The 13,237-nt window shown below is 46.2% G+C and carries 9 protein-coding genes and 4 tRNA genes; 6 read left to right on the forward strand and 7 right to left on the reverse strand.

The features are described 5' to 3' along the window. The first annotated feature begins 69 nt into the window (after nucleotides 1–69). The 4 genes from IRQ95_RS07515 to phoU are packed head-to-tail and all read left to right on the forward strand — an operon-like array spanning nucleotide 70 to nucleotide 5,472. A complete protein-coding gene (locus IRQ95_RS07515; protein WP_194436355.1) occupies nucleotides 70–2,256 on the forward strand; it encodes an ABC transporter permease subunit in 2,187 nt (728 codons plus the stop codon). Nucleotides 2,257–2,280: 24 nt separating this feature from the next. Beyond that, the gene (gene pstA, locus IRQ95_RS07520) at nucleotides 2,281–3,927 is read left to right on the forward strand and encodes a phosphate ABC transporter permease PstA (protein ID WP_194436356.1); all 1,647 of its coding nucleotides are present in this window, start codon (nucleotides 2,281–2,283) and stop codon (nucleotides 3,925–3,927) included. A 2-nt stretch (nucleotides 3,928–3,929) separates the two neighbouring features. Beyond that, nucleotides 3,930–4,748: a phosphate ABC transporter ATP-binding protein PstB gene (gene pstB / locus IRQ95_RS07525; protein ID WP_194436357.1), complete on the forward strand. Its 819-nt coding sequence runs from the start codon at nucleotides 3,930–3,932 to the stop codon at nucleotides 4,746–4,748. 25 nt (nucleotides 4,749–4,773) lie between these two features. Further along, nucleotides 4,774–5,472: a phosphate signaling complex protein PhoU gene (gene phoU / locus IRQ95_RS07530; RefSeq protein WP_194436358.1), complete on the forward strand. Its 699-nt coding sequence runs from the start codon at nucleotides 4,774–4,776 to the stop codon at nucleotides 5,470–5,472. Here the strand turns inward: phoU and IRQ95_RS07535 are convergent. From IRQ95_RS07535 to IRQ95_RS07565, 7 genes are all read right to left on the reverse strand, one after another. Then, a complete protein-coding gene (locus tag IRQ95_RS07535; RefSeq protein ID WP_194436359.1) occupies nucleotides 5,469–5,978 on the reverse strand; it encodes a hypothetical protein in 510 nt (169 codons plus the stop codon). The genes phoU and IRQ95_RS07535 overlap by 4 nt on opposite strands. 73 nt (nucleotides 5,979–6,051) lie before the next feature. Then, nucleotides 6,052–6,999, reverse strand: a complete 948-nt coding sequence (locus tag IRQ95_RS07540; RefSeq protein WP_194436360.1) for a LysR family transcriptional regulator — start codon at nucleotides 6,997–6,999, stop codon at nucleotides 6,052–6,054. A gap of 78 nt (nucleotides 7,000–7,077) precedes the next feature. Next, on the reverse strand, nucleotides 7,078–7,830 hold the full coding sequence (locus IRQ95_RS07545; protein WP_194436361.1) for a copper homeostasis protein CutC: 753 nt from the start codon (nucleotides 7,828–7,830) through the stop codon (nucleotides 7,078–7,080). A 200-nt stretch (nucleotides 7,831–8,030) separates the two neighbouring features. Beyond that, nucleotides 8,031–8,115: transfer RNA gene (locus IRQ95_RS07550), tRNA-Tyr, on the reverse strand. A 72-nt stretch (nucleotides 8,116–8,187) separates the two neighbouring features. After that, nucleotides 8,188–8,272 (reverse strand) — tRNA-Tyr (locus tag IRQ95_RS07555). 72 nt (nucleotides 8,273–8,344) lie between these two features. Next, nucleotides 8,345–8,429: transfer RNA gene (locus tag IRQ95_RS07560), tRNA-Tyr, on the reverse strand. A 92-nt stretch (nucleotides 8,430–8,521) separates the two neighbouring features. Next, nucleotides 8,522–8,606: transfer RNA gene (locus IRQ95_RS07565), tRNA-Tyr, on the reverse strand. A gap of 271 nt (nucleotides 8,607–8,877) precedes the next feature. On the opposite strand from IRQ95_RS07565, the gene IRQ95_RS07570 reads away from it, so the two are divergent. Together IRQ95_RS07570 and vexH are read left to right on the forward strand one after the other, a co-directional pair. Beyond that, nucleotides 8,878–9,930: an efflux RND transporter periplasmic adaptor subunit gene (locus tag IRQ95_RS07570; RefSeq protein ID WP_194436368.1), complete on the forward strand. Its 1,053-nt coding sequence runs from the start codon at nucleotides 8,878–8,880 to the stop codon at nucleotides 9,928–9,930. Next, nucleotides 9,930–13,043 carry a vibriobactin export RND transporter permease subunit VexH gene (vexH, locus tag IRQ95_RS07575; protein ID WP_194436362.1) on the forward strand — a complete coding sequence of 1,038 codons (3,114 nt, stop codon included), beginning with the start codon at nucleotides 9,930–9,932 and terminating at the stop codon, nucleotides 13,041–13,043. Before IRQ95_RS07570 ends, vexH begins: the two co-directional genes overlap by 1 nt. Nucleotides 13,044–13,237: the final 194 nt, after the last annotated feature.

Below are 13,237 nucleotides of genomic sequence, written 5' to 3' on the forward strand. Positions count from 1 at the left end.
CACGAGCTAGCGTGCCGTAATGATTGAACCGCGACCCATCGCATTAACAGAAGCTGAGTATTTACCGTAATGACAAAAGCAGATTTTTCGCTCAAAGAAAAAGACCGCAAGCGACTGGTTAAAGATCGCCTGGTCAAATTTGCGGTGTCTGCTGGTGGTGTTGGTGTATTGGCTGCCTTGGTTTTGATCTTTGTCTATTTAGCCATGATGGTGTTGCCGCTGTTTTCAGATGCCAAACTTACGCCAAATATTGCTCAGCAGGCGATCACCACACCAGAGCCTCTTGCTGCTGGTATTGATGATTACGGTGAACATGCTTTTGTTATTTCCAAACAAGGGCAGGTGGATTTTTGGGCGATGGATAAAGCGCATCCTGAGCCAAAATTGTCGGTTAACTTTACTCAGGAATTTACTCTGTTTGCTTCGATGCCGACAGCTGATGACTGGTTTGCGTTTGCGACCTCGCAAGGGCAAGTGAAACTGTTCCAGCCGCAAATGAACCACGTGATTGAAAATGATCGTCGAGTGTTTTCGCCGGAAGTGAATCAATACAACGTACCTATCGATTTGAAATTTGCGGACGTTGAGTTAAGCAAATTTGCTTTTTCTAAAGGTAAGCAACTGGTGTTGGTTGGTTACTACAATGACAATAAAGTACGAATTCGTTGGCAAAATAGTGCAGGGCAGATCTATACCCATCAATTCCCGCAAGCTATTGCAACGATCGACCAATTGATTGTTGCCCCAGATGGCAAAACTATCTATTTGCGCCAAGATTCAGAGCTTATTGTGATTAAGCAGCATGGTGATCATTATGCGGTGCGAGAGATTGTTGATTTAAGCCAAGGTGAGGCGAAACACGCAGTGAGTAATATTGATGTCCTCTCTGGCGCATCTTCCCTGTTGGTGACGCATCGAGATGGCTTAGTATCGCAATGGTTTGATGTATTGAAAGATCAGCAGCGTCATCTGACCTTTATTCGCGAGTTCAAACTCGCGGCTGAGCTGCAGTTTTTGCTGCCGGATGCATACCGCAAAGGCTTTTATAGTTTTTATATCAATGGCATGGTACAGAGCCATTACACCACCAGTGAAAAGTTGGTGATTTTTGAGCGAGCGTATAACAAAGCCCCTCAATTTGCGGCGATGTCAGACAATGAGCAATACTTGATCGCGTTTGCTGACGGTGTTTTAAGTGTTGCTCACCTTGATAACCCTTTCCCTGAGGTATCGCTGTCATCGCTGTGGCAAAAAGTGTGGTATGAAAGTTATCCAGAACCAGCCTATGTTTGGCAAACCACCTCGGCCAGTGATGAGTTTGAAGCGAAATTCAGTTTGGTGCCAATTGCCTTTGGTACCTTAAAAGCGGCGGCTTTTGCGATGCTATTTGCCATTCCGATTGCGGTTTTAGGGGCGATTTATACTGCTTACTTTATGACGCCACGTATGCGCCGCTTTGTGAAACCATCGATTGAACTGATGGAGGCCCTGCCGACAGTCATCATCGGTTTTCTTGCGGGGCTTTGGTTTGCGCCAATTGTGGAAAGTCACTTAACGGCAGTCGTGGTCTTGTTGCTGTTTCTGCCGGTGGCCATTATCGCGATTGGTGTTCTGTGGCATAGCTTACCGACTCGCTGGACGCGTCGCCTACCTAATGGCTGGCATGCACTGATTTTGATGCCTTGTTTGGTGATTATCACCGCGCTGATTTTAAGCCAAAGCTACAACATTGAGGCGCTGCTATTTAATGGTGATGTGCGGATTTATCTTGCTGAGATAGGTATCGATTTCGATCAACGCAATGCACTCGTGGTGGGTTTTGCCATGGGCTTTGCTGTGATCCCGACCATTTTTACCATTGCTGAAGATGCGATCTTCTCAGTGCCGAAACATCTATCTGATGGCTCTTTAGCACTGGGTGCAACACCGTGGCAAACCCTGATTTATGTAGTGCTGCTAACCGCAAGTCCGGGTATTTTCTCAGCGATTATGATGGGACTTGGGCGTGCAGTGGGTGAAACCATGATCGTACTAATGGCAACGGGTAATACCCCAATCCTCGATTGGAATATCCTTGAAGGGATGCGTACCTTATCTGCAACTATTGCGGTGGAAATGCCTGAATCAGAAGTGGGTAGCTCGCACTTCCGAATTCTGTTCTTAGCGGCATTGATTTTGTTGGTGTTTACCTTTGCGGTGAACTCGATTGCTGAATGGGTTCGCCAACGTCTCCGTGAAAAGTACCGAGCTTTATAGATTGAATGAATAGGACAGTTGTTTGTGTTTAAGTGGCTAAAATCAGGCGCGCCTTGGATATGGCTAACCGGCGGTGCAGTCAGCATTAGTTTGTTGTCTGTTCTTGGCTTGTTGTTGCTTATCGGTTGGAAAGGCCTGTCCTATTTTTGGCCGGCCCCTCTCTATCAATGGACTAAGACGGATGGTGAGATCCTAGTTGGTCAACTCTATGCACAAGATTCGGTGTCAGTGGATTACTTGAGAGAGTTAGCCATCCCTTTACCCTTAGATGTTGTGGAGAAAGGGCAAGTAGAACGTCTAAATATCAAGGTTGCCAATCGTGATTTATACCCCGCAGATTTTATTTCGATTTTAGACATCAATATTGAAAGTCGCACTCAGCCGAAAGATTGGGCGGTGATTGAGCGGACGCGAAGTGGCGATTTTTATGGGCGCCCAATCGCTTATCAAGATGCTCAAGGCCAGAACCACCAAGATTTTCAAGCTCGTCTTATTGAGTCTCTTGATTTCAGTCAGTTAGTGCGTGATGAAATTGAGCGAGTGATTGAAGATGAAGTACAGACGATCAGTGCACAGGCGAATGATCTCCGGCTAGAAAAGCGCAAGCGTGAGTTAAATGGACAACTTAACGAAGATTATCTAGCTCAATACGGCGCGCAGTCAAAGCAGTTTAGTCAGCAATTATCACAAGCAGAAGCCAAGTTAGACGATTTACGCAGTAAACTCGCTAAACAAGGTTTGCTGGTGGAAGATATGACGGGGCAGCAAGTGCTGATCCCATTGAGTCATATTCTTGATATTTGGTATCCAAACCAAATGAGTGTTGGTGATAAGGCGCTTCAGTGGTCGAAAGAAATGTGGAAGTTTTTATCCACCTCACCACGCGAATCCAACTCGGAAGGTGGTGTATTTCCGGCAATGTTTGGTACGGTGCTTTTGGTGCTGATCATGTCAGTGATTGTAATGCCACTAGGGGTTATCGCTGCGATCTATATCCATGAGTATGCCAAGAATAATATGTTTACGCGTATTATCCGTGTTGCGGTTATTAACCTCGCGGGTGTGCCTTCAATTGTTTATGGTGTGTTTGGCTTAGGTTTCTTTGTTTATACCCTTGGCGCATCGATCGATAACTTGTTTTATGCCGAGCGCCTGCCGACGCCGACGTTTGGTACACCTGGTCTATTATGGTCAGCATTGACCTTAGCGGTATTGACGTTGCCTGTAGTGATTGTCGCTACGGAAGAGGGCTTGTCCCGTATTCCAAATTCTGTACGTCATGGTTCTTTGGCGTTGGGAGCAACCCAATTTGAAACCATGTGGCGCATCGTGCTGCCGATGGCAAGCCCTGCGATTATTACCGGTTTAATCCTAGCGGTGGCTCGTGCAGCGGGAGAGGTTGCTCCGCTGATGTTAGTTGGTGCGGTAAAATTGGCTTCCAGCCTGCCAGTCGATGGGCAGTTTCCTTATATCCATCTTGAACGTAAATTTATGCATTTGGGCTTTCATATTTACGATGTAGGATTCCAAACGACCAATATTGAAAGTGCAAGACCGCTGGTGTATGCCACGTCATTCTTGCTCGTGACAGTGATTGTCGGGCTAAACTTAACCGCAATCAGCATTCGAAATAATTTGCGTGAGAAATATCGAACTTTAGGACAAGACTAAGTATGTTTTCAGTCAATCAAGCATTGGGCTATCAAGCCCCATTGGATGTGAATAACCTCAGTGATGAGCAGACTGCGATTGCCATTGAAGGGCTGAATCTGTTCTACCAAAACAGTCAAGCACTTAACGATATTTCAATGCGAATTCCTAAGGGACAGGTGACGGCTTTTATCGGTCCATCGGGTTGTGGCAAGTCGACATTATTGCGTTGTATCAACCGCATGAATGATCTCGTCGAAGGTTGCCGTGTGACTGGTGAAGTCAAACTGCATGGTAGAAATGTGTATCATCCTGATGTGGATGTAGCAACGTTACGCCGCCGTGTTGGTATGGTGTTCCAGCGTCCTAACCCATTCCCTAAATCCATTTATGAGAATGTGGTTTATGGTTTGCGGTTACAAGGGGTGAAAAACAGCCGCGTACTTGATGACTCGGTTGAACGTGCGCTGCGTGCCGCCGCCCTGTGGGATGAGGTTAAAGATCGTCTGCATGAAAATGCGTTTGGTCTATCGGGTGGTCAACAGCAGCGATTAGTGATTGCGCGTGCAATCGCGATTGAACCAGAAGTATTACTTTTGGATGAGCCGACCTCAGCGCTGGATCCGATTTCTACTTTAACCATTGAAGAGCTTATTAATGAGCTCAAAACCAAATATACTGTAGTTATCGTTACGCATAACATGCAGCAAGCTGCGCGTGTGAGTGATCACACCGCGTTTATTCATATGGGGAAATTGATCGAGTACTCAGATACGGATTCTATTTTCACTTCCCCATTGAAAAAGCAGACAGAAGACTACATTACAGGTCGATACGGATAATCATCATTTTTTGCTAAGGATCCCAATGAACTTTGGACGCCACATTTCAGGTCAATTTAACGTCGAATTAGAGTCAATTCGTACTCATGTTTTAACCATGGGTGGCTTGGTTGAGCAGCAGCTCTCTTTCGCGATGCAGGCGCTACATAAAGATGATATTGAGCTAGCAAGCAAAGTGGTGCGTGATGATCATAAAGTCAATGCGATGGAAGTGTCGATTGATGAAGCTTGCACGCGCATTATTGCTAAGCGTCAGCCAACTGCGAAAGACTTGCGTCTGATTATGGCAATCATCAAAACTATTACTGACCTTGAGCGCATTGGTGATGTCGCCACCCGTATCGCCAGAGTGGCGATTGAAAACCCATCATCGCAAGATAAACCATTCAATGTTTCTCTAGAGCCTCTTTGTCGCCAAGCCGTGAACATGCTGCATCAAGTGCTGGATGCGTTTGCTCGCATGGATGTGGATGCCGCCGCCGCCGTCTACAAAATGGATGATCGCATCGATAGCGAATACGAAGCGGTGATCCGCCAGCTCATGACTTACATGATGGAAGATCCGAAGAACATTCCGCAGATCTTGCAGGTCATGTGGTCTGCGCGTGCGATTGAGCGCGTCGGCGACCGCTGTCAGAACATCTGTGAATACATTATTTACTTTGTTAAAGGTAAAGATGTTCGTCACCTTGGTGAACAAAGTATTGATGACGCGCTGCGCTAAAAGCGCAGCACGATACCTGTGTTGAGCGTAGTTGAAAAATTGCTGCTTAAATAAGACTTATCACTATCGATATAGTTAACATCTAGGCCTGCTCTAAAGCCAAGATTATCATTAACCTCGAGTACCCACGCAGCAGCCATACTGACCCCAGAGCCTTCTCGGTACTCCGTTGGTTTGTTCCAAAAATAGTAGCGGCTGCCTTCGTATTTCACCCCTCCGATTTCTAACTGAAAACCCAGCATAGGTACTTGCGGTAAATTATATTGCGCGCCAATACGATAGGTTTTTAAACGGTCTTTATCTGTTAGGATCTCTGCAGAAGTGTGACTGTAGCTTAAGTACAGTGCATCCAATCCAGCAAAATCTGTCGCACCGAGTTGTAGCCCGCCGCCTGATATCCCAGAGCCAAAGTAAGGTCCAATTTTCATATCGGGTGAAATATGTAACCCTGTGGCTAGCACATTGCTACTCGCAAGTAGACCAATCAATAGTGCGACTTTTTTCATCTTCAAAACCTTTGTTCCGGAACTTTGGTTTAGATGGTATTGATAATGAAAGCGTGGCTCTAATGGTTGTTGGTTATATGCGTGATAAGTTCCGCTTATTATCTATTTGTTGTTGAATGACGTGTAAGACCTGTTGATAGAGCCAATTGACCATTGGATCATGACGATACTTGCCGTGGAAATACGCAAATACTGGGTAGCGAAATGGCTCTCCATTTACATGCGCAAGCATTGCGCGCAGTTGTGGGTAGTGTTGGATAGGGAATAGGTCAGAATGGGGCATAAAGAGATCGCTGTGAGTGATCACTTCAACCGCCGCCATGGTGAATTCGGTACGAAATTTTACCTTTGCCTCAATACCTTCCCGTTTCATGACTTCGGCGGCTAGACTAAATTGGTCATTCCATCCAGACGTAATAATGGATGCAATATCAAACCCTTGCATATCTTTTGCGTTGATTATTTCTTTATTTACAGGGTGTCCTTCGCGCACGATGACATAGGAAGTCAACTCAGTTAGTTCGCGTGGATAAATCTGTTTAGGACACTCAATCTCGTAGTTTACGCCAAACAGCACATCGTCGTTTTGTAGTTCGCTAAAGGTAGTTTTTGTCCAAGCTACTAGCTCAAGAGTACAGTTTGGAGCTTGCTGTTGGAGTCGCTGATAAAGTGTGCCTGATAAGCAGCTTAAGACGATTGGTGAGACGGCAATTTTTAATGGCTGAGTTAAGCTGGCTGGGTCAAACTCATCGTTTTGATTGAGCGTTGCGGCAAGACCATCCAAATGGGGAGCAATGGCATTGGCGAGGTCGATGGCAAAGGGTGTCGGCTCTAGTCCGCCATGTACTTTGACAAATAACTCATCATCAAAGTGGTGGCGCAGCTTTTGTAGTGCTTGACTGATCGCCGGTTGAGAAACAAATAACCGCTGTGACGCTTTACGCATATTTCGCTCTTGGCTTAATACCCGAAAGGTTCGCAGTAAGTTTAAATCTAAACTAAAAAATAGATCTTTGTTCATCGGGAAATCTTGCCTCCTTGCAATGCTTTCATCCTAGCATCACAAGGAGTGGCTGCGCTATAGCTATGTCGCGAGAGATTAACCCAGAGAAGAGAGTGTTTTTACTACTTGGGCGATAGTTTGCGTTGAAGTGATAGGAACGATGAAATCATCCAGATCTTGATTACCCATTTTAGCTTGCTCAGCGATGAGCTCCATGCCACTTGCACGAGTGGTTTTGCCGGATAAATGCAGTTGAGCGACACCTGTCATGGTGGCGATTTTTTCGGCGTTAGCTGGGGTGACACCTGCACCTGCCATAATCGCGAAGCGACCATTTGCCAACTCAACCATCTGTTTTAGTACCGTGATGCCTTGCTCAGCATTAGGTGCAAGTCCTGAAGTTAGAATACGTTCACAGCCCAGCTCGGCAACCTGCTCTATGGCTTGGGTAAAATCGCGGCACTGATCGATCGCGCGGTGGAAGGTGATTCCAAGTTTATGGCTATGCGCTCGCTCAGTAAGTCGTGTAGCTTGCAACATATCAATATCCCCTTGCGCAGTTAAGCAACCCAAGACAACCCCTTGTAAGCTAGCTTGAGCCGCAGCATCAATATCCAGCAGCATTGATTCGACCTCTTCTTCGCTATAGAGAAAGTCGCCTTGACGAGGACGAATCATTGCGTAGACCGGAATGGTCGAAATTGTGCTAGCTTGCTGCATAAACCCAAAGCTTGGTGTCAAGCCGCCAAGCGCAAGGGAAGAACATAGTTCAATACGGCTAGCGCCACCTGCAATGGCATAATGCAGAGATTCTAGATTGTCGATACATACTTCTACTTGGTATGTCATGATTTAATTCTCGTATAGATACAGACAAGCTTATTTTAGCCAAGTTGATTGCGCAGAATAGGGTAAAGATACGGAGATTGATTTCCACAATATTAGTATTGGGAAGTATCCGAGGCGTTACTTTTTGGGATGAGAGTTCGGATTATGATATGTGGCAAGTACAACGAAAAAAGCCAGCTCGATGAGCTGGCTTTTAAAGATGGTGGAGGGGGACGGATTCGAACCATCGAAGGCAGTGCCGGCAGATTTACAGTCTGCTCCCTTTGGCCACTCGGGAACCCCTCCAGGGTATTTTTATCCTTAGCTGCTGTTTTCCCAACACGAACAACCAAGCTTTTCTCTCTACTGAGAGGAATATGGTGGAGGGGGACGGATTCGAACCATCGAAGGCAGTGCCGGCAGATTTACAGTCTGCTCCCTTTGGCCACTCGGGAACCCCTCCAGGGTATTTTTATCCTTAGCTGATGTTTTCCCAACACGAACAGCCAAGCTTTTCTCTCTACTGAGAGGAATATGGTGGAGGGGGACGGATTCGAACCATCGAAGGCAGTGCCGGCAGATTTACAGTCTGCTCCCTTTGGCCACTCGGGAACCCCTCCAGGGTATTTTTATCCTTAGTTGATGTTTTCCCAACACGAACAACCAAGCTGTTTCTTATGACTATCTAAAAAGAGCATCACAAGAAGAAATATGGTGGAGGGGGACGGATTCGAACCATCGAAGGCAGTGCCGGCAGATTTACAGTCTGCTCCCTTTGGCCACTCGGGAACCCCTCCAGGGGATTTTTATACTTAAGAGTTGTTTTCCCAACGCTTCCCTCAAGTGCGGAGCGCATCATAGCAAACTCATAAACACTGTAAAGCGTTTTTCTTCTAATTTTGAGTTGAATGGTGTCTTTTTCGACAAAGGAGCTTAGAAATGAACATTTTGCTCGCTTGTTGAGCAGATTAATTTGCGAATAGTGTAGGAGGATTTACATTCCTTGACGTTACTTGGGACCTTTTACGCGTAAAATAATCAATAGATTATTCTGGAAGTATATCAATGATGAAAAATAAACTGATTTTAAGCTTACTGACGGCCTCAATTTTGAGCGCTTCGCCTGCGGTTTTGGCAAAACGCCCTCAAGGACCTCAGGCAGTAACGGTTGTTACTGAGCAAGTCCAAACCCATCAAGTTTCTCAATCTCTTTCTTTAGTGGGTAAATTGGAAGCGGCTCAATCGGTGATGGTTTCACCAGAAACTACCGGCAAAGTGGAAAGCATCGCGGTATCAGCCAACCAAGACGTTAAAAAAGGTCAGCTGCTTATCCAGTTAAATGATGATAAAGCGCGAGCGTCGGTAAAAGAAGCAAATGCATATTTAAAAGATGAATTGCGCAAACTGAAAGAGTTTGAGCGCCTAGTGTCACGTAATGCGATTACACAAACAGAAATCGATGCTCAGAAAGCGAGTGTAGAAATTGCTCAAGCTCGCCTAGATGCCGCAAACGCGAACTTAAAAGATCTTCATATCAGTGCACCATTTGCCGGTACAGTTGGCTTTATCGATTTCAGTCGCGGCAAAATGGTTTCGGCTGGTACAGAACTACTGTCTCTCGATGATCTGTCGGTAATGGAGCTGGACTTGCAAGTGCCAGAACGTTACTTATCACAAATATCAACAGGCATGGCAGTGACTGCAACAACCAGTGCTTGGGGGGAGCGAGTATTTTCTGGTGAAGTGGTTGGCATTGACTCACGCATTAACCAAGAAACCTTAAACCTACGTGTACGTATTAACTTCCCAAATGATGATTTGAAATTAAAACCAGGTATGTTGGTTTCAGCAGACATGGACTTTCCAGCGATTAATGCACCAATCATTCCTGTTCAAGCGCTGGAATATTCAGGCACCAAACGCTTTGTTTATGTGATTGGCGAAGATAATGTTGCTAAACGTACAGAAGTGATTCTTGGTGCTCGTGTTGAAAACCAAGTCGTGATCAATAAAGGCCTAGAGATTGGTGAGCGTATTGTTGTGCAAGGTATTGTTAACATGCGTGACGGCGCGAGTGTAAAAGAGCAAGGCGCGAAGTCTGCGGTAAAAGGTGACAAGTAATGTGGTTATCTGACGTATCGGTTAAGCGCCCAGTCTCGGCACTGGTGCTCAGCTTGCTACTGTGTGTGTTCGGTATCGTTTCGTTCTCGAAACTCGCCGTGCGCGAAATGCCGGACATTGAAAATCCTGTGGTGTCGATCAGTACCCGTTATGAAGGGGCGTCGGCTACCATTATCGAAAGTCAGATCACCTCAGCATTGGAAGATCAGCTCTCGGGTATCAGTGGTATTGATGAAATTACCTCAACCACGCGCAACAGTATGTCGCGGATCACCATCACTTTTGATCTAGGTTATGATCTGAATACTGGGGTGAGTGATGTACGTGATGCGGTGGCACGTGCCCAGCGTTCGTTACCAGAAGAGGCCGATGATCCGATTGTTTATAAGAACAATGGTTCGGGTGAGGCATCACTCTATATTAACCTGAGTTCGTCCGAGATGGACCGTACCCAACTAACAGATTACGTGGAACGCGTTTTGATTGACCGTTTCAGTTTGTTGACTGGTGTGAGTTCCGTTGATATCTCCGGCGGTCTTTATAAGGTTATGTACGTCAAGCTAAAGCCGGAGCTATTGGCTGGTCGTGGTGTAACGACTGCTGATATTACTCAAGCGCTGCGCAGTGAGAACTTAGAAAGCCCGGGTGGTCAGGTGCGTAATGACCAAACGGTGATGTCGGTGCGCACAGCTCGCACTTATCAAGAAGTTGAAGATTTTGAATACTTGGTTGTGCGCCGAGCAAGCGACAACACCCCTATCTACCTAAAAGACGTGGCCGACGTTTATATTGGTGCGGAAAATGAAAATTCGACCTTTAAAAGCGATGGTGTGGTCAACGTTAGTTTAGGTATTGTGCCGCAATCTGATGCTAACCCACTTGAAGTCGCGGAGTTGGTACACGGCGAAGTAGAGAAAATCCAGAAGTTCTTACCAGATGGCACTCGCCTTGCCATTGATTATGATTCCACGGTATTTATTGAGCGTTCGATTGAAGAGGTTTACAGCACGCTCTTTGTGACAGGTGGTTTGGTTATTCTGGTTTTGTATGTCTTTATCGGTCAGGCGCGTGCAACATTGATCCCTGCCGTAACGGTACCTGTGTCATTGATTTCAGCTTTTATTGCCGCTTACTTCTTTGGTTTTTCAATTAACCTAATCACGCTAATGGCATTGATTCTCTCAATCGGTCTGGTGGTCGATGATGCTATCGTAGTCGTTGAGAATATCTTCCACCACATCGAACGTGGTGAAAAACCACTGCTAGCTGCTTACAAAGGGACTCGTGAAGTAGGGTTTGCGGTAATCGCAACAACGCTGGTACTGGTGATGGTATTCCTGCCGATTTCCTTTATGGATGGCATGGTAGGTTTGCTCTTTACCGAGTTTTCGGTTTTGTTGGCCATGTCGGTGATCTTCTCATCATTGATCGCATTGACGCTGACACCAGTGCTTGGCAGTAAGATGCTTAAAGCGAACGTAAAACCAAGTCGATTTAACCAGTTTGTCGATCGTATCTTCGCTCGCCTTGAAGGCGGTTATCGCAAAGCATTGGCAATGGCACTTAAAGCAAAATGGACAGCCCCTTTGGTTATTCTGGCCTGTATGGGTGGTAGCTATGGCTTAATGCAACAAGTACCAGCTCAGTTAACACCAAGTGAAGATCGCGGTGTGATATTTGCCTTTGTACGTGGTGCAGATGCCACCAGTTATAACCGTATGGCGGCGAACATGGATGAAGTGGAAGAGCGTTTAATGCCGCTGCTTGGTCAAGGCTTTTTGAAGTCATTCTCGCTACAATCACCAGCATTTGGTGGGATGGCTGGGGACCAAACGGGTTTTGTTATCATGATTCTTGATGACTGGAACGATCGCTCAGTCACAGCGCAACAGGCACTGGGTGAAGTTCGCAAAGCCCTGAACGGCATGGCTGATGTGCGTGTATTCCCGTTTATGCCGGGCTTTAGAGGTGGTTCGAGTGAGCCAGTGCAATTTGTACTGGGTGGGTCTGATTACCAAGAGCTAAAAGGCTGGGCGGAAAAACTGCAGCAACTGGCAGAAGATTCACCGTATATGGAAGGTGCTGAGATTGATTACTCAGAGAAAACACCTGAGCTCTTAGTGACGGTTGATAAACAGCGTGCCGCCGAGCTAGGTATTAGCGTTGCTGATATCTCAGATACGTTGGAAATTATGCTTGGTGGTAAACGTGAAACGACATTCGTCGAGCGTGGTGAAGAGTATGATGTTTATCTGCGTGGCGATGAAAATAGCTTTAACAACGCGGCTGATTTAACTCAGATCTACATGCGTACAGCTTCGGGTGAGTTAGTGACATTGGACGCCATTACTAAGATTGAAGAAGTGGCTTCGGCAGTACGTTTGTCGCACTACAACAAACAGAAGTCGGTAACGGTATCTGCCAACTTATCTGATGGCTACACCTTAGGTGATGCGCTCGATTACTTGGATCAACAAGCAATTGATAACCTGCCAAGTGATATCAGTGTGAGTTACTCGGGCGAGTCAAAAGACTACAAAGAGAACCAATCGAGTGTGCTGGTGGTGTTTGCTCTCGCATTGCTGGTGGCATATCTAGTATTGGCGGCGCAATTTGAAAGCTTTATTAACCCGCTGGTGGTGATGTTTACCGTGCCAATGGGCGTATTTGGTGGTTTCCTTGGTCTGTTTATCATGGAGCAGGGGTTCAATATCTATAGCCAAATCGGCATGATCATGTTGATTGGTATGGTGACCAAAAACGGTATCTTGATCGTGGAGTTTGCTAACCAACTTCGAGACCGTGGGTTGGAATTTGAAAAAGCGATCATTGATGCATCGGCACGTCGTCTGCGTCCAATTATGATGACGGCATTCACTACCCTAGCAGGTGCGATTCCATTGATTATTTCAACGGGTGCTGGTTACGAAAGCCGCGTAGCGGTAGGTACAGTTATCTTCTTTGGTATGGGTTTTGCGACATTGGTAACGCTATTCGTGATCCCTGCGATGTACCGTTTGATTTCGGGCAATACTCAAGCGCCAGGTCATATTGAAGCGGAGCTAAAACGCGAACTTGACCATGATGTTAAAGGTCGCGTGTCACACGGCTAATCAGTGGCAGATTGAGCTGTGCTAAACACAAAAAACCGAGGCAATGCCTCGGTTTTTTATAGCGTGCGCCGAGCATGGCGTTGATCTAGGAGGTGAAAGTCCTCTACGGGCTCAGTCGAGCGAGAACCGTTAGCCTATGCAAGGGTGTTCACCGTGAGGTGAAATCTGAAGGAAGCAAATGGTAAAACTTGGTT

Origin of the sequence: Vibrio fluminensis (assembly GCF_015278125.1) — a bacterium.
GTDB classification, from domain to species: Bacteria; Pseudomonadota; Gammaproteobacteria; order Enterobacterales; family Vibrionaceae; genus Vibrio; species Vibrio fluminensis.

What these genes read in the sequence shown, in the direction of transcription:
- IRQ95_RS07515 (WP_194436355.1), top strand. Translation starts at nt 70, where the DNA reads ATGACAAAAGCAGATTTTTCGCTCAAAGAAAAAGACCGCAAGCGACTG.
- phoU (WP_194436358.1), top strand. Translation starts at nt 4,774, where the DNA reads ATGAACTTTGGACGCCACATTTCAGGTCAATTTAACGTCGAATTAGAG.
- pstB (WP_194436357.1), top strand. Translation starts at nt 3,930, where the DNA reads ATGTTTTCAGTCAATCAAGCATTGGGCTATCAAGCCCCATTGGATGTG.
- vexH (WP_194436362.1), top strand. Translation starts at nt 9,930, where the DNA reads ATGTGGTTATCTGACGTATCGGTTAAGCGCCCAGTCTCGGCACTGGTG.
- IRQ95_RS07570 (WP_194436368.1), top strand. Translation starts at nt 8,878, where the DNA reads ATGAAAAATAAACTGATTTTAAGCTTACTGACGGCCTCAATTTTGAGC.
- IRQ95_RS07545 (WP_194436361.1), bottom strand. Translation starts at nt 7,830, where the DNA reads ATGACATACCAAGTAGAAGTATGTATCGACAATCTAGAATCTCTGCAT.
- IRQ95_RS07540 (WP_194436360.1), bottom strand. Translation starts at nt 6,999, where the DNA reads ATGAACAAAGATCTATTTTTTAGTTTAGATTTAAACTTACTGCGAACC.
- IRQ95_RS07535 (WP_194436359.1), bottom strand. Translation starts at nt 5,978, where the DNA reads ATGAAAAAAGTCGCACTATTGATTGGTCTACTTGCGAGTAGCAATGTG.